At 58.9% G+C, this 21,420-nt stretch carries 23 protein-coding genes and 1 pseudogene; 3 read left to right on the top strand and 21 right to left on the bottom strand.

The features are described from left to right. Positions 1 to 101: 101 nt before the first annotated feature. The gene (ctrA, locus tag ACOERD_RS02815) at positions 102 to 818 is read right to left on the bottom strand and encodes a response regulator transcription factor CtrA (RefSeq protein ID WP_170466869.1); all 717 of its coding nucleotides are present in this window, start codon (positions 816 to 818) and stop codon (positions 102 to 104) included. A gap of 99 nt (positions 819 to 917) precedes the next feature. Then, positions 918 to 1,196, bottom strand: coding sequence for a DUF1153 domain-containing protein (locus tag ACOERD_RS02820; protein ID WP_419737981.1), 279 nt, complete (start codon positions 1,194 to 1,196; stop codon positions 918 to 920). A gap of 128 nt (positions 1,197 to 1,324) precedes the next feature. Here ACOERD_RS02820 and mnmA point away from each other — a divergent pair, with 128 nt between their 5' ends. Continuing rightward, positions 1,325 to 2,470 (top strand): tRNA 2-thiouridine(34) synthase MnmA, encoded by a 1,146-nt coding sequence (gene mnmA, locus ACOERD_RS02825; RefSeq protein WP_170373761.1) that lies wholly within the window; start codon positions 1,325 to 1,327, stop codon positions 2,468 to 2,470. Here mnmA and ACOERD_RS02830 read toward each other — a convergent pair. Further along, positions 2,467 to 3,309, bottom strand: coding sequence for a carboxymuconolactone decarboxylase family protein (locus tag ACOERD_RS02830; protein ID WP_419737982.1), 843 nt, complete (start codon positions 3,307 to 3,309; stop codon positions 2,467 to 2,469). The two genes, mnmA and ACOERD_RS02830, sit on opposite strands and share 4 nt — an antisense overlap. Between ACOERD_RS02830 and ACOERD_RS02835 the strand changes: the two genes are divergently transcribed. Both ACOERD_RS02835 and ACOERD_RS02840 read left to right on the top strand, forming a co-directional pair. Continuing rightward, a complete protein-coding gene (locus ACOERD_RS02835; RefSeq protein WP_419737624.1) occupies positions 3,302 to 5,044 on the top strand; it encodes an IS1634 family transposase in 1,743 nt (580 codons plus the stop codon). The two genes, ACOERD_RS02830 and ACOERD_RS02835, sit on opposite strands and share 8 nt — an antisense overlap. A gap of 112 nt (positions 5,045 to 5,156) precedes the next feature. Next, a pseudogene (locus ACOERD_RS02840) lies at positions 5,157 to 5,429 on the top strand (aminomethyltransferase beta-barrel domain-containing protein); the annotation flags it as partial. Here ACOERD_RS02840 and ACOERD_RS02845 read toward each other — a convergent pair. From ACOERD_RS02845 to ACOERD_RS02930, 18 genes are all read right to left on the bottom strand, one after another. Further along, positions 5,426 to 5,971 carry a carboxymuconolactone decarboxylase family protein gene (locus ACOERD_RS02845; RefSeq protein WP_419737983.1) on the bottom strand — a complete coding sequence of 182 codons (546 nt, stop codon included), beginning with the start codon at positions 5,969 to 5,971 and terminating at the stop codon, positions 5,426 to 5,428. The pseudogene ACOERD_RS02840 and the gene ACOERD_RS02845 overlap by 4 nt on opposite strands. An 80-nt stretch (positions 5,972 to 6,051) precedes the next feature. After that, a complete protein-coding gene (locus ACOERD_RS02850; protein WP_419737984.1) occupies positions 6,052 to 6,627 on the bottom strand; it encodes a hypothetical protein in 576 nt (191 codons plus the stop codon). Next, a complete protein-coding gene (gene lpxB / locus ACOERD_RS02855; protein ID WP_419737985.1) occupies positions 6,620 to 7,786 on the bottom strand; it encodes a lipid-A-disaccharide synthase in 1,167 nt (388 codons plus the stop codon). Before lpxB ends, ACOERD_RS02850 begins: the two co-directional genes overlap by 8 nt. Continuing rightward, positions 7,786 to 8,580 carry an LpxI family protein gene (locus ACOERD_RS02860; protein WP_419737986.1) on the bottom strand — a complete coding sequence of 265 codons (795 nt, stop codon included), beginning with the start codon at positions 8,578 to 8,580 and terminating at the stop codon, positions 7,786 to 7,788. Before ACOERD_RS02860 ends, lpxB begins: the two co-directional genes overlap by 1 nt. A gap of 4 nt (positions 8,581 to 8,584) precedes the next feature. Further along, positions 8,585 to 9,370, bottom strand: a complete 786-nt coding sequence (gene lpxA / locus ACOERD_RS02865; protein ID WP_419737987.1) for an acyl-ACP--UDP-N-acetylglucosamine O-acyltransferase — start codon at positions 9,368 to 9,370, stop codon at positions 8,585 to 8,587. Next, positions 9,367 to 9,840: a 3-hydroxyacyl-ACP dehydratase FabZ gene (gene fabZ / locus ACOERD_RS02870; RefSeq protein ID WP_170373767.1), complete on the bottom strand. Its 474-nt coding sequence runs from the start codon at positions 9,838 to 9,840 to the stop codon at positions 9,367 to 9,369. The genes lpxA and fabZ overlap by 4 nt, the downstream gene beginning before the upstream one ends. A gap of 75 nt (positions 9,841 to 9,915) precedes the next feature. Then, positions 9,916 to 10,398, bottom strand: coding sequence for an OmpH family outer membrane protein (locus tag ACOERD_RS02875; protein WP_419737988.1), 483 nt, complete (start codon positions 10,396 to 10,398; stop codon positions 9,916 to 9,918). A gap of 108 nt (positions 10,399 to 10,506) precedes the next feature. Continuing rightward, entirely contained in the window at positions 10,507 to 12,867 is a 2,361-nt protein-coding gene (gene bamA / locus ACOERD_RS02880; RefSeq protein WP_419738339.1) for an outer membrane protein assembly factor BamA, read from the bottom strand. A gap of 126 nt (positions 12,868 to 12,993) precedes the next feature. Beyond that, a complete protein-coding gene (locus ACOERD_RS02885; RefSeq protein WP_419737989.1) occupies positions 12,994 to 13,122 on the bottom strand; it encodes a hypothetical protein in 129 nt (42 codons plus the stop codon). An 81-nt stretch (positions 13,123 to 13,203) separates the two neighbouring features. Then, entirely contained in the window at positions 13,204 to 14,556 is a 1,353-nt protein-coding gene (gene rseP, locus ACOERD_RS02890; RefSeq protein ID WP_419737990.1) for an RIP metalloprotease RseP, read from the bottom strand. A gap of 4 nt (positions 14,557 to 14,560) precedes the next feature. Continuing rightward, entirely contained in the window at positions 14,561 to 15,733 is a 1,173-nt protein-coding gene (gene dxr / locus ACOERD_RS02895) for a 1-deoxy-D-xylulose-5-phosphate reductoisomerase (RefSeq protein ID WP_419737991.1), read from the bottom strand. After that, positions 15,733 to 16,515 (bottom strand): phosphatidate cytidylyltransferase, encoded by a 783-nt coding sequence (locus tag ACOERD_RS02900; protein WP_419737992.1) that lies wholly within the window; start codon positions 16,513 to 16,515, stop codon positions 15,733 to 15,735. The genes dxr and ACOERD_RS02900 overlap by 1 nt, the downstream gene beginning before the upstream one ends. Beyond that, positions 16,512 to 17,243 carry an isoprenyl transferase gene (locus ACOERD_RS02905; RefSeq protein WP_170458293.1) on the bottom strand — a complete coding sequence of 244 codons (732 nt, stop codon included), beginning with the start codon at positions 17,241 to 17,243 and terminating at the stop codon, positions 16,512 to 16,514. Before ACOERD_RS02905 ends, ACOERD_RS02900 begins: the two co-directional genes overlap by 4 nt. 10 nt (positions 17,244 to 17,253) lie before the next feature. Continuing rightward, the gene (frr, locus tag ACOERD_RS02910; RefSeq protein WP_170373774.1) at positions 17,254 to 17,817 is read right to left on the bottom strand and encodes a ribosome recycling factor; all 564 of its coding nucleotides are present in this window, start codon (positions 17,815 to 17,817) and stop codon (positions 17,254 to 17,256) included. 168 nt (positions 17,818 to 17,985) lie between these two features. After that, a complete protein-coding gene (gene acuI, locus ACOERD_RS02915) occupies positions 17,986 to 18,981 on the bottom strand; it encodes an acryloyl-CoA reductase (RefSeq protein WP_419737993.1) in 996 nt (331 codons plus the stop codon). Positions 18,982 to 19,082: 101 nt separating this feature from the next. Further along, positions 19,083 to 20,186 (bottom strand): dimethylsulfoniopropionate demethylase, encoded by a 1,104-nt coding sequence (locus ACOERD_RS02920; protein ID WP_419737994.1) that lies wholly within the window; start codon positions 20,184 to 20,186, stop codon positions 19,083 to 19,085. Beyond that, positions 20,187 to 20,714, bottom strand: a complete 528-nt coding sequence (locus ACOERD_RS02925; protein WP_419737995.1) for a DinB family protein — start codon at positions 20,712 to 20,714, stop codon at positions 20,187 to 20,189. It abuts the gene before it with no gap. After that, positions 20,714 to 21,418, bottom strand: a complete 705-nt coding sequence (locus tag ACOERD_RS02930; protein ID WP_419737996.1) for a DUF1326 domain-containing protein — start codon at positions 21,416 to 21,418, stop codon at positions 20,714 to 20,716. The genes ACOERD_RS02925 and ACOERD_RS02930 overlap by 1 nt, the downstream gene beginning before the upstream one ends. Between the last annotated feature and the right edge of the window lie 2 nt (positions 21,419 to 21,420).

Genomic DNA, 21,420 nt, shown 5'->3' on the forward strand with positions numbered 1-21,420 from the left:
TGTTACCTACACCGGACAATTCAGAATGTTCTCGACAGACGTGCTGAGCCGTGAGTGGAAATGCGACCCTCTGGACCATAGGGGGCAAGTGTCTTCGAACGTCAGGCGTTGACCGCCATCCGCGTCTCATCGAGGGAGTTGCTTTGCGGGTCCCGCAACACATAGCCGCGTCCCCATACGGTTTCGATGTAGTTGTCACCGCCTGTCGCGTTGCTCAGCTTCTTGCGCAGCTTGCAAATAAACACGTCGATGATCTTCAATTCAGGTTCGTCCATGCCGCCATAGAGGTGGTTGAGGAACATCTCTTTCGTAAGGGTTGTGCCCTTTCGCAAGCTCAACAGTTCGAGCATCTGGTATTCCTTGCCGGTCAGATGCACCGTCTGACCATCAACCTCGACAGTTTTCGCATCCAGATTGACCGCCACCCGACCGGTATGAATCACTGATTGCGAATGGCCCTTTGAGCGGCGAATGATGGCGTGAATACGGGCCACAAGTTCTTCGCGGTGGAACGGTTTGGTCAGATAATCGTCTGCCCCAAACCCGAATCCCTTGATTTTGCTTTCGGTGTCATCGGCACCGGACAGGATCAAAATCGGCGTTTCCACCCGAGCGATACGCAGTTGGCGCAAAACCTCATGGCCGTTCATATCCGGCAGGTTCAGGTCCAAGAGAATGAGATCGTAATCATAGAGTTTCGCTAGGTCGATCCCTTCTTCCCCAAGGTCCGTCGCATACACATTCAGATTGGCATGCGTCAGCATCAATTCAATGCTTTTGGACGTGGTAGGATCATCCTCTACAAGAAGTATTCTCATTTCACTGCTCCAATTCGGGTCAAAACTTCCAATTAAAATACACCTGACCAAGAATGGTTAATCTTGCGTTACCGTTGAATCATTTATTCACTTTCGCCTTTAGGTTGTCGATAATTTTTTTAGCGCGGTAACTTTCAGAGCATCAACGCCATGCTCTGCCACGGCAGAGACCCAGATGTTGAATTCCTCATCGCTGATGCCGTAGCGTTTCTTGGCCTCGGACAAGGTGATCAGGCCATACAACACCCCGCGCACGACCAGGATCTTGCGCGACGCCACCCAACGCCGCGTGTCCGGCGGCGGCAGATCGGCCTGCGACAAAATCGTGCCATCCGGCAGGGTTACAGACCGCGGACCTTCAACTTTGTGCAAATACATCTCTCAACCCTTTTCTGCTGCGACAAAGCTGACACCAGCCTACTTAATGCTGCGTGAAACCGCCCCTTGAGAGTGTCTAGAATTTTCATATATTCTGCCGGTCTTTCTTAACCCGGACTGGAATCGCCATGGCCCTCGCCGCCGAGACCCAACTCAATTCGCTTGGCTTCGCCAAACCGCCCTCGGAAACGCGGGTGGTGGTTGCTATGTCGGGCGGCGTCGACAGCTCGGTCGTGGCCGCGTATCTGGCGGATCAGGGCTATGATGTCGTGGGCGTCACGTTGCAGCTGTATGACCACGGTGCGGCGCTGGCCAAAAAAGGCGCGTGCTGTGCTGGGATCGATATCCACGACGCGCGCCGGGTGGCCGAAGAGCGTGGTTTCCCGCATTACGTTCTGGACTATGAGAATATCTTCAAGGACGCTGTGATTGATGAATTCGCCGACAGCTATCTGGCGGGCGCGACCCCGGTGCCCTGCATTCGCTGCAATGAGCGGGTGAAGTTCAAAGACCTGCTGGAAACCGCCAAAGACCTGGAAGCTGATTGCATGGCGACCGGCCACTACATCCAGCGCAAGATGGGGCCGAACGGGCCCGAGCTGCACAGCGCCGAGGATGCGAACCGCGATCAGTCCTACTTCCTGTTCTCGACCACGCCCGAGCAGCTGGATTTCCTGCGTTTCCCTCTGGGCCACCTGCCCTCGAAGGATGCGACCCGCGAAATGGCGGCGCAATACGGGCTGGCCGTGGCGGACAAGCCCGACAGTCAGGACATCTGTTTCGTGCCCAATGGTAACTATGCCAGCGTTATCGAAAAGCTGCGCCCCGGTGCTGCCGAACCCGGTGAGATCGTCCATGCTGATGGCCGCGTTCTGGCGCAGCATAACGGCGTGATCCACTACACGATCGGACAGCGCCGCGGGTTGGGTATCGGAGGCCTGAGCGAGCCGCTTTACGTGGTGAAACTGGATGTCGACAAGAAGCAGGTCGTTGTCGGCCCGAAAGAGATGCTGGCCACGCGAACCGTTCCCGTGCGCGAGATCAACTGGCTGGGCGATGAACCCTTCACGTCACGCGACGAATGGCATGTGTCGGTCAAGGTGCGCTCGACCCGCCCCCCGCGTGAGGCGATCATTCGACCATTGTCTGACACCACAGCCGAGGTCGAATTGCTGACACCTGAGGAAGGGATCTCACCCGGTCAGGCCTGCGTGTTCTACGATCCAAACAGCAGCCGCATTTTTGGCGGCGGCTGGATTTGGCGCGGCTACTAGGCCGAGACCGGCGTAACCTCAGGTTCGATCTGGATCTGAAGGGCATCGTTGAACCGGTTGAAGGCCCCGCACAGGGCAATGCGCCATGTCAGCTCAACGATCTGCGCGTCAGTGAACCACTCTTTCAGGCCTGCGACCTCAGCATCGCGCATCCGGCCTGACCGGGTGGTTACCGCTTCGGCATAGCGGACCACTGCCTTGTCACAGGAATCCAGTTCGGGGTGATCTTTGACCTCCGGCAGCCGCGCCACGCCTTCTGCGCTGAGACCTGCCACAGTCAGCAAGGGCGTGTGATGCGACACGCAATAGTCACAGGCATTCAGTTTGGAAACCGTGACCATCGCCAGCTCCAACGCACGGCGCGGAAGGGTTGCCTGCGCGCGTAAGGTGGTGAGCATCCCGCTGACATGTTCCAGAACCGGAGGGCAATGCGCCGCCACTCGCGCCCAATTGTCGAACGGCCCATATGCGCCCAATTCCGCATGCGCCGCGCGCGCGGCCGGTGTCATGTCATCGTCGGTCAAGGCGGGAATACGGGTCATCAGGGCTCTCCTTCTGCCGCAGGGTATCGCAAGCCGCAGGTCCAACTGCAACGCCGCTTCATTCACAACACCGACACAGATCAGAGTATATCGGTCGGCGAGTTCAGCAGAATATAGAGCCCGACGCAGACCATGATATAGGGTGCGATCCTCCTGACTTCCGACCTTTTTGTTGATCTGACTGGGTTTTTGGTTTGTTTTCAGGTGTGGTTGCTCAGAGGCGCGTTGTAGTGCCCCATTATTATAAAAAGTATTGACATGGGCCTTCAGATGGCTAACCTCTTCGCCCATGTTCATCCGCACCAAACATGACGCAAAGCTCAACCGCACACGGATCCAGATCGTTGAATCCGTCCGCACCGGCTCCAAGGTACGCCAGAAGATCCTGCGCCATGTGGGTGTGGCCCATAACGACAGCGAGATTGAGGATATCAAGCGTCTGGCGGGCCGCTTGATGGAGCAATTACGCATTGATCGCTCGCCGCAAATGGAACTGTTCACGCCCACGGAATATGCCGATCTGCAGGCGCTGGTGCGCCGCGCTCCGCGGCCGGACAAGCTTGGCGTTGATCTTGCCGAGTGCCGTGAGGAGGCGCGGGTCTCTCTGGGTCTGCGGGATGTCATGGGGACGATGTATGACCAACTGGGTTGGGGGGCCCTTCTGGGGGCGGCGCGTAAAAGTGCCAATCGCATTGTGAAAGAGCTGGTTATGGCGCGGATCGCACAGCCCGAGAGCAAGCGCGCGACCGTGGAGGCGTTGGAGAACCAGGCAGGCATCACGCTCAATCTGGACGTGGTCTATCGGAGCATGGATTACATCAATACGCCGGTGATAGACGGGATTTGCAAAACCTCTCACGCGGCGGCAGAGAAGTTGCTGGGCGGGCCAGTGACCGTGCTGTTCTACGATTGCACGACCCTGGCCTTTGACACCGAGCGCGAGGACCCGGCCGAGGATGCGGACGGGGTCGAGCAGGATCATCTTCTGGCCAAGGGCTTCAGCAAGGATGGCAAGCATCACCGCGCTCAGGTCATGCTGGCGCTGATCGTCACCTCCGATGGGCTGCCTGTGGGCTATGAACTCTTCCCGGGAAACACCTGGGAAGGTCATACGCTGGAAGCTGCGCTGAAGGCGTTGGAGGGACGCTTCGACGTGGCCAGGGTCACGTTCGTGGCCGATGCCGCCATGCTCAGCAAGGACAACCAGCAGATGTTGCAGAACAAGGGTCTGCCCTACATCCTCGGCTATCGCATGAAGTCCGCCCCGGCCGCCGTGAAGGCGAACATTTTGAGCCCGGAGGGACGCCAGCCTTGGGCTGGACACGGTTCTGAAGAGGCAACCGAGAAGGGCTGGTACAAGGTGATCGACCAGGAGGGAGCGCGGGTCATTGTGACCTGGTCACCCACCCGGGCACGCAATGATGCCCACAAGCGCGACAAGGCAATCGAAAAGCTGCACAAGAAGCTCAAGCGCTCTCGCAAACCCGGCAGCTTCAGCAGCCGGGGATATGGCCGCTTCCTGGCCTTCCCCGACAGCGGGGACGTCACGCTGGATGATGCAAAGATCAAGGCAGCGGCACAATGGGACGGGCTGCATGCCATTGTTGTTCATGGTGCGGACGAACTGGAGGCACAGGACGTCATTGCCCGCTATCACCAGTTGTGGGAGATCGAAGCCTGCTTCCGCACCAACAAGCACGATCTGAAAATCCGGCCCATCTATCACTGGTCGCCGCGTCGGGTCCGGGCCCATATCGCCATCTGCTACATGGCCTTCTGCTGCCTGCAGCACCTGCGCAAGCATCTGGACCTGCTCGGACACCCGATGAGCCCGGCTCGTATCCGCAACGAGTTGAACGCATTGCAGCTCTCGATCCTGCGCCACAAAGGCACCCCTGACCGCTACGGCATGCCAAGCCATGCCACGGTCGATGCCAGACGCATCCTCACCTGCGTCGGCCTGACCTGGAACGAAGCCCCTTTCAAGATACCCCCCGGGCGCACCCGAAAAACTGGCCAGACCAAAGCCTGAGCTCCCTCAACACTCCGAAACAATCGCTGGCGAAAAAAGTCCGTGTAGTGCCTTTTGGCAACCAAGGCATAATAATATCAATGACTTATACGAAAAAATGTCGGAAGTCAGGAAAGAGATGCTGGCCACGCGAACCGTTCCCGTGCGCGAGATCAACTGGCTGGGCGATGAACCCTTCACGTCACGCGACGAATGGCATGTGTCGGTCAAGGTGCGCTCGACCCGCCCCCCGCGTGAGGCGATCATTCGACCATTGTCTGACACCACAGCCGAGGTCGAATTGCTGACACCTGAGGAAGGGATCTCACCCGGTCAGGCCTGCGTGTTCTACGATCCAAACAGCAGCCGCATTTTTGGCGGCGGCTGGATTTGGCGCGGCTACTAGGCCGAGACCGGCGTAACCTCAGGTTCGATCTGGATCTGAAGGGCATCGTTGAACCGGTTGAAGGCCCCGCACAGGGCAATGCGCCATGTCAGCTCAACGATCTGCGCGTCAGTGAACCACTCTTTCAGGCCTGCGACCTCAGCATCGCGCATCCGGCCTGACCGGGTGGTTACCGCTTCGGCATAGCGGACCACTGCCTTGTCACAGGAATCCAGTTCGGGGTGATCTTTGACCTCCGGCAGCCGCGCCACGCCTTCTGCGCTGAGACCTGCCACAGTCAGCAAGGGCGTGTGATGCGACACGCAATAGTCACAGGCATTCAGTTTGGAAACCGTGACCATCGCCAGCTCCAACGCACGGCGCGGAAGGGTTGCCTGCGCGCGTAAGGTGGTGAGCATCCCGCTGACATGTTCCAGAACCGGAGGGCAATGCGCCGCCACTCGCGCCCAATTGTCGAACGGCCCATATGCGCCCAATTCCGCATGCGCCGCGCGCGCGGCCGGTGTCATGTCATCGTCGGTCAAGGCGGGAATACGGGTCATCAGGGCTCTCCTTCTGCCGCAGGGTATCGCAAGCCGCAGGTCCAACTGCAACGCCGCTTCATTCACAACACCGACACAGATCAGAGTATATCGGTCGGCGAGTTCAGCAGAATATAGAGCCCGACGCAGACCATGATATAGGGTGCGATCCTCTCGAGCCGAGTGACGCGCGGGCCTAGTTTCTGCGCATGAGGCGCACCCCAGGCAGCAATCGCTGCCAGACTTGCCGAGGCACATCCCGCACCGATAAGGGCCGCCAGCCGGAACGCGGGGCTAGAATCGGCCAGCAAGGGGGTCATCACGGCGAATGTATCAACCGAAAGGCTGAGAAACAGCGTCACGACCGAGGTCACCGCGCCATTTGGCGTGTCGTCTGTCTGCTCGACGCCGGAAATCTGGTGCCAGATTCCGCGCAGGCCAAGTGCCAACGGAACGATCCCAAGATACCCAATCCACTCTGGCAGGCCGCTCTGGCTCAGGCCTGTTGCGACGGCCAAGGACAGGCACAGGACAAGCCCATGCGCGACGGCAAACCCCATCAACGAGCGGCGGTGATCCATCACCAGCATCAGCCCCAACAACACGGCCAGATTATCGAGATTGGTCGACACCATCACAACCCCGGCCGACATCGAAAAGAGCAGATACTCAAGCATCAGCTTTGGTCATCCGCGCCAAAACGGCCTTAGCGGCGCGCAGGCCCGGTGCCTCTCCGCCGCGGCCCAGACGATCCATCGTGAGCGTCATGGCCTCACGCTGGGCCTCCGGCTGCGCGGCGACCTGTGCCAGAGCTTCGGCGATCTGGTTGGGCTGACAATCGTCCAGCAGACACTCGGGCACTGTCCGCGTGTCCGAGACCAGATTGACCAGCGTCACCGTGTCGAGATGCACTATCCGCTTGGCGATCATAGTTGTCAGCCAGTTGAGGTTGTAGGCAATCACCATCGGTGTGGCCTGAGCGGCCAGTTCCAGTGACACAGTCCCTGACGCGGCCAAAGCTATATCCGCCGCCGCAAAGGCCGCCCGCTTTTGCGCCACCGCCTGATCCGAGGGCAGATCACGTGGATCAACCACCACAGGCGATCCGGGCCAGCTGCGCAGATGATCCGTCACGGTGTCGACCATGTGTGCGACCGCTGGCACAACAACCCGCGTTTCGGGGCGGGTTTTCAGATAAAGGGAAAGCGCCTCGCCAAAGACAGGAGCAAGGCGGTCGACCTCGCCCCGACGCGAACCCGGCAAGGCCAGCAAGAGCGGAGCATCCACCAGATCGTAGGCATCACGGAAGGCCTTGATATCCGCCTCCGTCGCCTGCGGTTCGCTTGCCACCGGGTGGCCGACAAAATCGCACTCCATCCCTGCGCGATCCATGTAGGGCGGCTCGAAAGGAAGCAGCGCTAGAACGTGATCGATCACCTTGGCCATCTTGTCCGCTCGACCCGGACGCCAGGCCCAGACGCTGGGGGCGACATAGTGAACAGTGCGAATGTCACTGCTCGCCTTGACCAGTTTGGCAACACGCAACGAGAAATCCGGACTGTCGATGGTGATCAAAACATCCGGCTTTGTCTCCAGCACAGCCTGTGCCGTCTCAGATATCCGGCGTTTGAGGTGGAAGAACTTGGGCAGCACCTCAACCAGGCCCATGACGCTGAGTTCGGACATGGGAAAGCGGCTGTTCAGACCCTGCGCCTGCATCAACGGCCCGCCTACCCCGTCAAACGCGACGTCAGGGACCAGCGCCTTTAGACCCTCCATCAAAGCGCCGCCCAGCCGGTCGCCCGAAGGTTCTCCGGCGACCAGAAAAACGCGCATCAGACGGCCCGCTCGCGCACATAGAGGAACAGGCCAAGGCGGTTGCACTCGGCGATGACATGATCCCGCCGCAGCACCATCACGCCGCCTTTTTCGATCACAATACCCGTCAGACCGGCGGCCACCGCATCGGTGACGGATTCCGGGCCAATGGCAGGCAGATCAACGCGCTGATCCTGATCGGGTTTCGGACCTTTGAACAGAACCCCGCCGCCCGCATCCGGGCGCTGGGTTAGGGATTGCAACATCCAGGCTGTGCCAAAAATGCTCTCAACCGCCAGAGCCTGGCCTTTGGAGACAGCACAGGCCTGACCGATATCGGCGCTGCCCATCGCGCGCAGAATACCTGCGGCGCGGTCGGCATCTGCCAGATCACCCTCGGACGGGTGCGCCTCGGTCAGACATCCCAGCGGAGGCAGTAGATCAGGTGCAATCTCATGCGCGGCTTTGACGGCCAGGCCCGCATCCTCAAAGATACCGATCACAGCGCGTAAAGCGCCATCATCACCCGACATCATCGCCTTTTGAATGATCGGCACCAAAGGTATCGTTGCGGCATCAATCCGCGCGGGATCGACTTTGGGCCGCTGCACCGCACCCGCCATGCAGATCTGCGTCACGCCACGCACCTTGAGATCTGCGAGAAAGCTGCCGAGCTGCTCCAGACGGAAAACGACGTCTACAGACAGGCTCTCAGGTTCGAACCCCTCCATCGCGCAGACCAACGGACGGTCTGGCAGAGCGTCCACGACAGCGTCCGGCAGAACACCCGTTCCTGCGATCAAAGCCAGCATTTGGTTATTTCCTCGGCGTCAGGAACGAGCGATCTGATTGGCCGGTGACGAACTCGACAATGCGTTGAACATATTCGCTGTCGGTGTCCTTGCCTGCGCGATGGGCGCGTTCCTGAAAGGTCCCCTCGCCGCCGGACAGTTCCTTGAACGCCGCCCGCAGTGCCGAGATATCCTCACGCGATACACCGCGCCGTTTAAGACCGACAAGGTTCAACCCGTCCAACTCGCCACGCGGCGCTTGAACCTGACCATAGGGAATGACGTCATTCGGCACCATGGTCAGCGCGCCGATGATGGCACCACGACCGACACGCACCCACTGGTGCAGACCCGAGATACCGCCAACGATTACGTCATCTTCGACGATACAGTGTCCCGCCGCGCCCGCATGGTTCACCATGATCACACGGTTGCCGATCTGAACGTCATGGGCCACGTGAACTCCGGCCATGAACAGGCAATCATCACCGATCCGAGTCACACCACCACCGCCTTCGGTGCCGGTGTTGATCGTCACATGCTCGCGGATGCGGTTGCGTTGGCCGATCTCAAGCCGCGTATTCTCGCCCCCGAATTTCAGATCCTGCGGAATCTCACCGATCACCGAGAAATTGAAGATCACAGTATCGCCGCCAACCGTAGTATCACCTGTCACGACCACATGCGTCTTCAGCTCGACCCGATCGCCCAGTTTGACCTGAGGACCCACGTAGCAGAACGGACCAATCACGCAGTCCTGACCGATCTGCGCACCGTCTTCGATGATTGCGCTTGGGTGAATGCCGCTCATGTTGTTTTTTCCATGTCCCAGTCGACGTAGGCCGAGAATTCGGCCTCGGCTGCGACCTCACCGTCAACGGTGGCGCGTCCATTGAACTTGAACAGCTTGCCGCCCTTCTTGCCGCGCAGTGTTTCGACATGCATCTCCAGCACGTCACCCGGCACCACTTTGCGACGGAATTTGCATTTATCGATGCTCATGAAATAGATCAGCAGCTCGGTATCAATGACATCCATGCCGACGCCCAGCATCACGCCCGAGGTCTGTGCCATCGCCTCAACAATGGTGACACCCGGCATGATCGGCGTTCCGGGGAAGTGGCCTTGGAAATGAGGCTCGTTCATGGTGACATTCTTGATGCCACGGGCCGATTGATAGCCGTCGATGTCGACCACCTTGTCGACCAGCAGAAACGGATAGCGATGCGGCAATATCCGCTGAATCAGCTGAATGTCGGCGCTTTTGGTTTCCGTCGTCATCGTTCACTCGTCCCGTTATTTGGATGTGTCAGTTTCCGCGTGGTTAGCAATACCCGCCCCTGAGGGCAAGCGAACCTATTTGCCTGTGCCGTCCTGCAGGCCGGTTCCATCGCCAATTGCGGCATTGATGCGGGCAATCGCATCATCCGTGATGTCGGAGGTGTCGGCGCTAAGGAATACATTTGCGCGTTCCAGCACGACGGCGGCCCCTGTTTCGCGCATCAGTTCGATTAGAACGGGCTGCGCCAAGGCGTAAAACGTTTGGCGGCTTTCTTCGCTACGCCGGGCCAAAGCGTCCAGTTTGGCGCGCTGGCCTTCGCGATGCGATTGCACCTTTTCGTCGAAGGCCTGCGCAAGAGGGCGGAAATCCTCTGGGGCCAGCTCGGCGCGTTTCTGAGTCAGGTCTTTCTCTTCGCTGCTGAGTTCCGCAACGATCCGCTCATTCTCTTCCGCGAGCTGAGCACCCTCGGATTCGATCTCGCGTAACACGCGCTGGCCGAACGCCGAATCCGCAAACAATCGGTCGCTTGAGATGGTCAGGACCAGCGGATCACGCACGCCCAATTGCTGCGCTAACGCTTGGGACGCAAGCACAAGGCCCAGCAAAAGGCAAAGGGCCCGAACCGGGCCCCATGCGCGTCTGGATATTCGCAACCGCATGCCGGATCAGAACCGAGCCTGAACGGTCAGGTCGAAATTCTGTTCCTTGTCGAAGTCTTCCTTCTTCAACGCTTTCGAGAAGTTGAAACGCAGCGGGCCGAACGGTGTTTCCCACAGAACCGACACACCGATGACGTGACGAATGGAGCCATCCGCACCCACAATATTTGCACCTGCGGTATTTACGTCATTGATGTTGTAAAGGTTGCCGACGTCGTAGAACAAACCGCCCCGTAGGCCCAGTTCTTCCGGCAGCCCTAATGGGAAGTCACTTTCGAACCGCGCCACCCAGTAGTAGTTGCCGCCGATGGCGTCGTCCTGCCCGTTGGACAGATCACGCGGGCCAAGACCGGCCGGCTCAAATCCGCGGAAGGTGTTCGGCCCCAGAACGAAACGGTCGATGGTACGGCTGAAGTCATTCCCCGACCAATGCAGCGCGCCGGCCTCGAGCGTTGCGCGCAGAACGACTTCTTCGTTCCAAACACGGGTTTGCGCGATCGTGCGCGCCGTGGTCTTGAAGTACTTGTTATCGCCACCCAGACCGGCTGCATCGAAGCCAAGTTCGAACAGAACACCCGCATTGGGGTTCAGGCCGCCGATACGGCTGTCATAGACATAGGTCAGGCCAAAGCTGCTGTTGACCCGCTCACCTTGCGCGATTTCCGATGTGATGACCGCACCGTTCGTCTCGTTGTCCTGCTGGGTCATTTCCGAGCGTTCCCAGCCATAGCGCACACGCAGGGCCGACAGTTCGCCGATCGAATAGGTCAGCTGTGGGTTAAAGAACAACCGATCCGTATCATAGCTGGCAAAGCTAGAGTTCGTCGTCGCGACACCAAGACCCAGGTCAAAACGCAGTTTGCGGCCCAACAGGTACGGCTCAGTAAAGCTCAGCGAGTATTGTTCGGAGTCTTGAGCGGTCGAGATCGTCAAACCAAGGTTCTGGCCCCGGCCCAGAAAGTTCGATTCATTCAGGCCGATGGCGACACCGAAGCCATCAGAAACCGAGTAGCTACCACCAAGGCTCAGTGAGCCAGTGGGTTGTTCCTCGACATCCACATCCAGGATCACCTGGCTGGGCGAGGATCCTTCGCGCGGCTCGACCTCGGCGTTGGCAAAGAAGCCTAGTGCGTTGATCCGCTCAGCCGCTTGGCGAATTTCGCGTGGGTTGAACGGGTCGCCTTCCACGGTGTCGAACTGACGACGGATCACCCGATCCAGTGTGGTTGTGTTGCCCTCAATATCAATACGCTCCACGAAAATCCGCGGCCCACGGCTGAGGACGAATTCCACATCCAGCGTCAGATCACGCGGGTTGCGTGTGACACGCGGCTCGACCCGCAGGAAATCCACGCCCTGCTTCACACCCAGCCGTTCCTGACGGGCAATTGAGTTCTCGATCAGGGTCGGCGAATAGGTCACGCCGGGCCTGATCTTGAGCGCGTCTTGATAGATCGCAGGGTCTACACCCGGGATCTCACTGACCGTTGTGATTTTCCCGAAAGAGAACCTCTGTCCTTCGGTGATGTTCATGACGAGGAAGAAAGCGTCCCGCTCGCGGGTGAATTCCACATTGGCACTGTTCACACGGAAATCGACAAACCCGCGCGACAGGTAGAAATCCCGAATGACCTGCTTGTCGAATTCGATCCGGTCCCCGATGAACGTATCGTTGCGGAAGAACGTCCGCAGGAAGGTCGCCTGTTTGGTCTCAAGCACGCGACGCAAACGACGGTCCGAGAAGGCACGGTTGCCGACGAAACTGACGCGTTCAACCTCAATCGTGGTGCCTTCTGCAACTTCAAACACCAGATCGACGCGGTTGTCGTTTCGGCGGATGACGCGTGGGATCACAGTTGCCGATACCCGGCCTTGGGCGGAATAGACTTCGGCAATCAGATCGGCGTCCGCCTCGGCTGCCTGCGGAGTGAAAACACGGCGCGGCTCGGACGAGATCACATCCAGCAGAAGGTCATCTTTGACGCGGCGATTCCCTTCGATGCTGATCTGGTTGATCGTCGGGTATTCCTGCACCTCGATCACCAGAGTCGTGCCACGAGGTGTCAATTCGACTGTTTCAAAAACACCACTGTCAAGCACACGCTGATAGGCGTCGTTCAACTGACCGGCCGAAACAGTCTGCCCGGGTTCGATTCCCGTCCGTTGGATGATTGTGCCGGTCTCGATGCGCCGGTTCCCCTCAACCTCGAAGGAGTTGATGGTAAAGTTTTGCGCCTGCGCTGCATGCGGCAAAGCCAGTAAACCCATTGCCGCAGTAAGAAAAAGAAATGATCGTGTGCGCCACAAAATCTTGTTTGTTGTCATCTGCCCTCCGCAGGATATACCCGCGCCTCGCCCGTCAGCCATTTTTTCTCTACCCAAAAATTTAGGACTTAATGCTGAGTAACGAGATTGAATGCGCTTGTCAAAACTCCAAAACCATCGGGGCGACGATAGGTCACCTGACACGCATTCTTATGGGGTTTTGGGGAATCAGAGCCCGGCGAGATAAGCGCCGCCAGCAAGCGCCAGCGCCGTCAGACCAAAGCACAAAAGCACATCCCAGTTCAGAACAAACAGGACGCTGACACTCTGATAGGATTTTTGAATAGCTTTGGTCATGGCCGCCTCATTTTCAGCGGCTATTTTTTTACTTCCGAAATGAGGCATCAATGCGGCGCGATTGCGCCGCTTGCGCCACAATCAGCAGAACAGATCGTTGCTGACAGAGAAAACCATGAGGCTGAGAACGACCGCAATCCCGAGGGTCATCAAAATCCGCAGGGCCTTGTCGCTGGGCGGTTTGCCCGAGACGGCCTCATAGGCGTAGAACACGAGGTGCCCTCCGTCCAAGGCCGGGATCGGGAAAAGGTTCAAAAGACCCACGGCCGTTGACAGCACCGCGATGAAGAAGATGAAGTTCTGCGCGCCCTGGCTGGCCATGGCACCCGAAGTCTCGGCAATTCCGATCGGACCCGAGATGTTACAGGTGCTGATCGCGCCGGTAATCATGTGCCACATGCCGGAAAGAGAACCTTCGATGATACGCCCGGTCTGACCCACGCCGCCAACCAGCGAATCCCAAAGCCCCGCAGGCTCGGTCGCGGGTTGCAGCATCATGCCGCCGACAATCCCGATCCGCCAATGGGTGACAAAACCGCCATCTGGCTTCGGTTCATCAGTCCGACGCGGAGCGAGCGCGAATTCAAGCTCGGCCCCGTCACGCCAGACGTTCAGCAACAACACCCGACCGTCCGAGCCTTCGACATGTTCTTTCAGCTGCTCGAAGGCAAAGATCGGATCTCCATCGACCGAAGTAATGACGTCGCCCCCTTCCAGCTGGATATCAAACGCCGCACTGCGCGGTGTGACCTGCTGAATCAGCGGCGGAAACAGCCAAGGGGCTGAGACATCCAACGTTTCGCCATCGCGCAGAACCGTATAGTCCAGCACCGGCTCGACCGGCAGCGCGTCGGTGAAATCGCTCCACGCGCCTTCTTCATCGAAATCAGGGACTTCAATCCCGGCAATGGCCAGAATCTCATCGCCTTCGCGCAGCCCCTGCTCTGTTCCCGGCAGCGGTTTCAGTTCGCCAACCGTCAGCGGCTCACGCGTGACACCCTGAGACCAGAAGATCAGGCCAAAGACCAGAATGGACATAACGAAGTTGAACACCGGCCCCGCCGCCACAGTGGCGGTTCTCGCCCACAGGGGCGCTCCGTGCATGGTGTGGCGCAGGTATTCCGGCTGCTGCTGCGCGATGTCATCCATCGCGTCTTCATCTTTGCCTGAGGCTGCATTGGCATCCCCAAGGAACTTTACATATCCGCCAAACGGCAACAGCGCGATCTGCCATCGCGTGCCGCGTTTATCCACGCGGCTCCATAGAACAGGGCCAAACCCAATCGAGAACACCTCGGCATGAATGCCGGACCAGCGACCGACGATGTAGTGCCCATATTCGTGAACCGCGACGATCGCGGACAAGGCAATCACAAAAGCCACAATCGTCCAGAGCAAATTTCCGAACTGAGGGATCAGCGAAAGTACGTCCAAAACTCTATCCTGCTCGTTTGATCACGGCTTCATCCGCCCACTGCCGTGCGAGATGGTCCGTTTGCTGTACGTTATCAAGGGTCAAAGGGGCGTTAATAAGGCCATCCTCGGCATCAAAACGGTCTAGAACGCGTGAGACGACCTCCGCCATGGTCGTGAAACCGACCCGGCCCGCGATGAAGTGATCCAACGCACGCTCTTTCGCGGCGTTGAAAACGGCCCCCGAAAGGCCGCCGCGCGCCATCACGTCTCTGGCCAGTTTCAGCGCGGGATAGCGGTTCAGGTCGGGATGAGAAAAGCGCAGCTGGCTGAGCTGGGCCAGATCCAGTCTCGCAACCGGCAGATCGCGCCGTTCGGGCCAGTGCAGAGCATAACCGATTGCATGCCGCATATCCGGCGGGCCCAGATGTGCCATCAGCGCCCCGTCCCGAAACCCGACCATCGCATGCACTATAGATTCGGGATGTACCAAGACCTCGATCTGGTCCGGGTTGACGCCAAAGAATTCCCGAGTTTCAATGACTTCAAGCGCCTTGTTGAACATGGATGCGCTATCAATCGTGATCCGCTGCCCCATGTTCCAGTTCGGATGGCTTGAGGCCTGTGCTACGGTCGCGGACGCCAAATCCTCAAGCGGCCAATCCCGGAACGCTCCGCCGCTTGCAGTGATGATAACGCGTTCGACCGCGTCCATATCCTCACCGACCAATGCCTGAAACACCGCTGAATGCTCACTGTCGACGGGCAGTACACGCGCATCGTTATCGCGGGCCGTCTGCAGAACAAGGGCGCCTGCACAGACCAGAGTCTCTTTATTGGCAAGCGCCAGCGTTGCGCCCTGTTTCAACGCCTCAATTCCGGGGGCCAGACCCGCAGCGCCAACGATCGCGGACAGCACCCAATCTGCGGGGCGCGCGGCGGCTTCGATGATGGCGCTCTGACCTGCCGCCACCTCGATCCCGCTGCCCTGCAACGCATCGCGTAGGTCCTGCAATCGGTCCTCAAACGCGGTGACGGCGAGTCGCGCGCCAAGCCGCCGGGCATCCTCGGCCAGTTGTCGGATATTCGCTCCACCTGTCAGCGCGACCACGTCATAGGCTTCGATATCGCGCGCAATGAGGTCAATCGCATTCTGACCAATGGATCCGGTCGCCCCAAGGATCGAGACTTTGCGCATCACATCGCTCCGGGTGCGTAAACCAGCCCTGCGATCAGCACGAACAACGCTGCACCCATCATGCCGTCAAACCGGTCGAGAAAACCGCCATGCCCCGGTATGAGGTTCGAACTGTCTTTGACGCCGAATTTCCGTTTGACCGCGCTTTCAACGATGTCGCCCGCCTGGCTGGCCATAGACGCCAGAACCGAGACCAGAACAAACGGTACCCCGAACCCGCCATGCATTGCGAAACCCGCGCCAACGAGGCCCGCCGCGAACCACCCACCTGCCGTGCCCGACCATGTTTTCTTGGGGCTGACCTTGGGCCAGAATTTCGGGCCACCAATGGCCTTGCCCACGAAATACCCGGCAACATCCGTGGCCACGACGACCGCGATCAGCCAGACCATCCAACCGAAGCCCATGTTTTCACGAATGGAAATGAACCCCAGACCAGCGCCCGCGATCCACAAGGCAAACAGAAAGTACAACCCGCGCGAACGGGTGACCTGCCCTGCCCCGACCAGCGCCGGAGCAACCAGAAACGGCAACTTATAGAGCGGCGGCACGTGATAGCTGATAATCACCGCAACCCCAGTCAGGATACCGAGTTGCACGGCCATGCCGCTGCGCTGCGGTTCGATCATGCGTACCAGTTCCCAGGTCATCAAACCGCAGGCAACCGCGATGAAGCTTTCGAACCACAAGCCGCCCAGCCAGACCTCAACTGCGCCAATTGCGACCAAAACGACTGCGGACAGAATCCGTGCGGTCAGATCAGACCATCGGCCTTCGCTCATGCCAGAACCGCTCCGAAACGCCGCTCGCGCGAGCCGTAGTTGCGGCACAGACGCTCCAATTCGGCCGCAGTGAAATCCGGCCAGAGCGTGTCAATAAATTCGTATTCGGAATAGGCCGACTGCCAGAGGAGAAAATTTGAGATCCGCGCCTCTCCGCTGGTGCGAATGACCAGATCGGGATCGGGAAGAACGCGTGTATCCAGATACTTGGGCAGGGTTTCTTCATCCACATCCTCGGGCTTCAGCCGCCCTTCGGCCACATCCCGTGCAAGACGTTTTGTGGCCCGCGCCACCTCATCCCGGCCGCCATAGTTCAACGCGACGGTCAAATGGACCAAATCGTTGTCCTTCGTTGCCTCTTCCAGCGAATCCATCAGGTCGATCAGCTTGGCATCCAAGCGGACCCGATCACCGATAAAGCGCACGCGAATGCCGTTCTCGGCCAGAGTGCGCGTTTCCTTGATGATGTAGCGCCGAAACAGGCTCATGAGGCCAGCAACTTCGACCTGAGTTCGCTTCCAGTTTTCCGTCGAAAACGCAAAGACAGTTAGGTATTTAATGCCCAACCCCGGACAGGCCTCGACCACCTCACGTACGCGCCGCGCACCTGCGTGGTGACCAAAAAGCCGAGGCCGGCCACGCGCCTGCGCCCACCGACCATTGCCATCCATGATAATTGCGACATGCTTTGGGCCAGCCTGCACGTCCGTATGGGGATCCTTGGGCATCAGTACCGGCTCAGACCTGCATGATTTCCGACTGCTTGGTCTCAAGCGCGGCATCAACAGCTTTGATCATCGTGTCGGTCAGATCCTGAACTTCGCTCTCCCAGAACTTCTGGTCATCCTCGGACATTCCGTCCGATTTCGCTTTCTTGATCTGATCCATACCGTCCCGGCGCACGTTGCGGATCGAAACCCGCGCGCTTTCGGCATATTGCCCGGCAACTTTGCCCAACTCGCGGCGGCGCTCTTCGTTCAGTTCCGGGATCGGCAGCATGATGATTGTGCCGTTCAGCTGTGGATTGATACCCAGCCCGCTTTCACGGATCGCCTTTTCCACCTTGCCCACAAGGCCCTTATCCCAGACATTCACCGTCACCATCCGAGGTTCAGGCACATTGACCGTGCCAACCTGGTTGATCGGTGTCATCGAGCCATAGGCATCCACCATCACCGGCTCCAGCATCGAGGCCGAGGCCCGCCCGGTGCGCAGAGAGGCAAATTCAGTTTTGAGATTGGACATCGCGCCGTCCATGCGGCGTTTCAGATCGTCGGTGTCCAGTTCGAAGTCGTCAGACATGCTGCTCACTCCCCGTCTTCAAGTGCTGTTTGGATGGGTCTTAAGCCATCGCATTTGGGATGTATAGCAATCATGAGCATGAATTGTGGCGATGACCAGAACTGTTTCGGTCCTTTTGCCGCCCAGAAGGTTAAGCCAGGGCAGTTCTGCCCCGGCTATTTTCTTGGATCAGGCGTTTACGTCGACGACAACGCGGCCCTTGACCTGACCTTTCAGAATATCCGCACCCAGTTGCGGCAAATCGGACAGAGCTGCCGGATGCACCATGGCCTCCAGCTTGTCCATCGGCAGGTCGGTCGCGATGCGCTGCCAAGCTCGCAAGCGGTTGTCATAAGGCTGCATCACGCTGTCGATCCCCAAAAGGTTCACACCGCGCAGTAGGAAGGGAATCACTGTTGCAGGCAACCCCGCACCGCCAGCAAGTCCAACGGCGGCGACTGAGCATCCGTACTTCATCTGCCCTAGCACACGCGCCAGCATGTCACCGCCAACGGCGTCAACACAGCCCGCCCAGGTTTCACTTTCAAGCGGGCGCTTCGTGGTCTCATTCAGCTCTTCACGCGGCACGATGGTCGTGGCACCGAGCGATTTCAGGTAATCTCCGGTCTCGGGGCGTCCGGTCACAGCAGCTACCTCGTAGCCCAGCTTGCCCAGAATAGCCGTGGCCACTGAACCAACGCCGCCTGCAGCACCAGTCACCACCACAGGCCCACGATCCGGCGTCAGCCCGTGATCCTCCAGCGCCATGACCGCCAACATGGCCGTAAACCCGGCTGTTCCAACGGCCATCGCCTGCCGCGCGTCCAGCCCGTCCGGCAAGGGTACCAACCAATCGGCCCGAGCGTTAGCCTTCTGAGAATACCCACCCCAATGGGCCTCACCCACACGCCAGCCGGTCAGAACCACCTTGTCACCTGGCTTGTAACGGTCGTCCGAGGACGCCTCGACCGTTCCTGCATAGTCGATACCGGGGATGTGCGGGTAGTTCCGCACCAGGCCGCCGCCCTTGGCGGACAAGCACAGTCCGTCCTTGTAGTTCACAGTCGAATACTCAACAGCAACCGTCACCTCTCCGTCAGGGAGATCCTCCAGCGAGAGTTGTTTGACCGAGGGGCTTGCCAGACCGCTTTCTTCATCCTTTTCCATAACCAAAGCATTGAACATATTGCTATCCTTTCATTTTCAGCGGCCAGCCCAATCCTTCACCTGGCCCAAAATATCCCGGGGGAGTCGCGCAGCGACGGGGGCAGAGCCCCCAGCTTCCGCTAGATCCAAAACTGCCCCTGCACCGTCGCGCTCCGCATTCCATCAGGCGTTTCAACTTCGACCTTGGTTCCGGCGTCCCAATGGCTCAATTTGACCATACCTATCGAAACATTGGTCGAGAAATCCGGAGACCAGGCCGCAGACGTCACCTGACCCACCTGCTTTCCGTCCGCAAGAACAGGCCACGGCTGGACACAAGGCGGCACTGCATCTCCGTCAATCGCGATCGGACGTATCTGCTGCACTGGACCTTCTTTGGCCACACGCAACAACGCATCCCGGCCCACACAGCCAATGGCGGTATGCGTATTGCAGAACTTGCCCAGCCCGCATTCATGCGGCGTGTTGTCGTCGGTCATGTCATTGCCGTAGGACAGTAGGCCACCCTCGATGCGCTCTATCAGGTTGGGGCACCCGGCCCGCACGTTCAGGTCTTCGCCCGCAGCGAACAGAGCGTTCCACAGAGGCATGCCGATGTCGCTGCCCTCAACATAGATCTCGAACCCGCCTTGCTTGGAATATCCCGAACGAGCAACTGCAAGGTCGCGCCCTTCGAATTCGAACATGTCGAACTTGAAGAACCGGATATCGCGCACACGGTCTCCGAATACGCGCGCCATCAGCTCATCTGCTTTTGGCCCCTGAACGCCCAAGGGCGACACGTCCGGTTCGTCAACCAGCACATCCAGACGATATCCGTTGGCCAACCCTTTGACCCACAACAACAAATCGCTGTCTGCGATGGAAATCCACCAGCGGTCCTCCGACAGCTTAACGGCCACGGGATCGTTCAGCATCCCGCCGGTTTCGTCCACAATCGGCACATAGAAACACTGCCCGGGAAGCATGCCACGCAGGTCACGCGGTGTCAGCATCTGCATCAGACGGGCAGCATCCGGCCCGCGCAGCTCAACCTGACGCTCACAGGAGACGTCCCAGACCTGAACGTTCTTTTTCAGGTGATGGTAGTCGGCCTCGACACTTTCAAAGACCGTCGGCAACAACATCCGGTTGTACACCGTGTAGCCTTTGACACCAGCGGCTTCGACGCCTTCGGAAAACGGCGTACGACGCAGGCGACGAGACAGGGATATTTGCGGCATTCAGCCCTCCTTTGGCATGAAGCAAAGATCGCTGACCGGGGCCTCGGAACCGGCTTCGGTCAGCATTTTGTGGAGTTGTCCACGATGATGGGTTTGATGGTTGAAGAAATGCAACACGCATTGCGCGTAAGGCAAAGTAACATCAGCCTCTTTCGCGGCTGAGTACCATGTGAATGGACCCGACAGGACCTCATCGCCAAGCGTATCCGACCAGTCCGAGATCCGATCATCCATAGCCACGCGCAAAGCCAGCCAGCTGTCGAGATCGGGGCAGAGATGCACGCTTTCGTGGATGCCGCCTCCGGGTCGGTGGATGTTGCTTTCTGGTCCCGGCCCTTTGTCAAAGCGTGACATCCAGATCCAGTCACCCCACAGCAAATGGTTCGCCGTGCCCATGATCGAGCCGAAAAACGCACCGCGTTCCTGCATCAGTTCCTCGGGTGAGAGCGCTTGAAAAAATTCCGCCAACTGGCTGTTTTGCCAGTGGTTGTAGCGTGCCATTTCCCTTGCATAGGCTCCGGTGATCATCACTTAGGTCCATGCCAGTCGATCGGGCAAATCTCTGCTGATTTACCACCGAAATCCCAAACGCGCCCATAATCGCGCACTTTCGATTTGTTTCCGCGCGCCACGATGATGTCCGGCCCCATCCAGTATTTGGAGTTCGACACCATCACCGGATGCCCAGGGTCTTTACCGCCCAGCATCTCGATCTCACCTTGGATTTTACGACCGATCGCGATCCTGCGCTTGTTGCCGTCCCGTTCGATCTGGACCGGAGCACGCTCGGCCCCAATGATCTCACTCACCAGCATCGTGAACAGGCCCGTGGTGCCGCCTGCCTGACCGCTGAAAATCTGCAGCAACCCGTTATAGGCCTTGCCGCTGGCGCGTTCATCGACATAGGCGGCGACTTTCCACTGCCCCTCGCCCATGCGACCCGGAATATCCACCAGAAGTCCAACATTCAGGCCCGACAGATCCTCGCCCTCGTAGTGCCCTTCGTCGATGATCACACCCATCCAGGCGTGACAATGACCCTCGGTCGGAGGGTGCGCGCCCAACGAGACCACGCAGGGGCAGAACACATCGCATGAGCAGTTCAGGATCAGCTCGCCCTTGATGGACCAGTCCGTTGGGCTCATCTCACGCCGTTTGGGGTTGGGCATACGGCTGTCGATCCGCTGACTAATCGGAAGCCGGTCGGCCTCGGGTTTTCTGTTTTTCGCCATCA

Source organism: Ruegeria sp., from assembly GCF_965199275.1.
Classification (GTDB): Bacteria; Pseudomonadota; Alphaproteobacteria; order Rhodobacterales; family Rhodobacteraceae; genus Ruegeria.

Bases quoted from the DNA above. Each gene is read 5' to 3' on its own strand.
- lpxB (WP_419737985.1), bottom strand. From the start codon at position 7,786: ATGCGCGTTTTTCTGGTCGCCGGAGAACCTTCGGGCGACCGGCTGGGC.
- ACOERD_RS02930 (WP_419737996.1), bottom strand. From the start codon at position 21,418: ATGGCGAAAAACAGAAAACCCGAGGCCGACCGGCTTCCGATTAGTCAG.
- mnmA (WP_170373761.1), top strand. From the start codon at position 1,325: ATGGCCCTCGCCGCCGAGACCCAACTCAATTCGCTTGGCTTCGCCAAA.
- ACOERD_RS02830 (WP_419737982.1), bottom strand. From the start codon at position 3,309: ATGAACATGGGCGAAGAGGTTAGCCATCTGAAGGCCCATGTCAATACT.
- ACOERD_RS02920 (WP_419737994.1), bottom strand. From the start codon at position 20,186: ATGCCGCAAATATCCCTGTCTCGTCGCCTGCGTCGTACGCCGTTTTCC.
- dxr (WP_419737991.1), bottom strand. From the start codon at position 15,733: ATGCGCAAAGTCTCGATCCTTGGGGCGACCGGATCCATTGGTCAGAAT.
- ACOERD_RS02860 (WP_419737986.1), bottom strand. From the start codon at position 8,580: ATGCTGGCTTTGATCGCAGGAACGGGTGTTCTGCCGGACGCTGTCGTG.
- ACOERD_RS02850 (WP_419737984.1), bottom strand. From the start codon at position 6,627: ATGCTTGAGTATCTGCTCTTTTCGATGTCGGCCGGGGTTGTGATGGTG.
- ACOERD_RS02820 (WP_419737981.1), bottom strand. From the start codon at position 1,196: ATGTATTTGCACAAAGTTGAAGGTCCGCGGTCTGTAACCCTGCCGGAT.
- ACOERD_RS02835 (WP_419737624.1), top strand. From the start codon at position 3,302: ATGTTCATCCGCACCAAACATGACGCAAAGCTCAACCGCACACGGATC.
- ACOERD_RS02925 (WP_419737995.1), bottom strand. From the start codon at position 20,714: ATGATCACCGGAGCCTATGCAAGGGAAATGGCACGCTACAACCACTGG.
- ACOERD_RS02900 (WP_419737992.1), bottom strand. From the start codon at position 16,515: ATGAGCGAAGGCCGATGGTCTGATCTGACCGCACGGATTCTGTCCGCA.
- ACOERD_RS02905 (WP_170458293.1), bottom strand. From the start codon at position 17,243: ATGCCCAAGGATCCCCATACGGACGTGCAGGCTGGCCCAAAGCATGTC.
- frr (WP_170373774.1), bottom strand. From the start codon at position 17,817: ATGTCTGACGACTTCGAACTGGACACCGACGATCTGAAACGCCGCATG.
- lpxA (WP_419737987.1), bottom strand. From the start codon at position 9,370: ATGAGCGGCATTCACCCAAGCGCAATCATCGAAGACGGTGCGCAGATC.
- ACOERD_RS02845 (WP_419737983.1), bottom strand. From the start codon at position 5,971: ATGACCCGTATTCCCGCCTTGACCGACGATGACATGACACCGGCCGCG.
- fabZ (WP_170373767.1), bottom strand. From the start codon at position 9,840: ATGACGACGGAAACCAAAAGCGCCGACATTCAGCTGATTCAGCGGATA.
- acuI (WP_419737993.1), bottom strand. From the start codon at position 18,981: ATGTTCAATGCTTTGGTTATGGAAAAGGATGAAGAAAGCGGTCTGGCA.
- bamA (WP_419738339.1), bottom strand. From the start codon at position 12,867: ATGGCTGACGGGCGAGGCGCGGGTATATCCTGCGGAGGGCAGATGACA.
- ACOERD_RS02885 (WP_419737989.1), bottom strand. From the start codon at position 13,122: ATGACCAAAGCTATTCAAAAATCCTATCAGAGTGTCAGCGTCCTGTTT.
- ctrA (WP_170466869.1), bottom strand. From the start codon at position 818: ATGAGAATACTTCTTGTAGAGGATGATCCTACCACGTCCAAAAGCATT.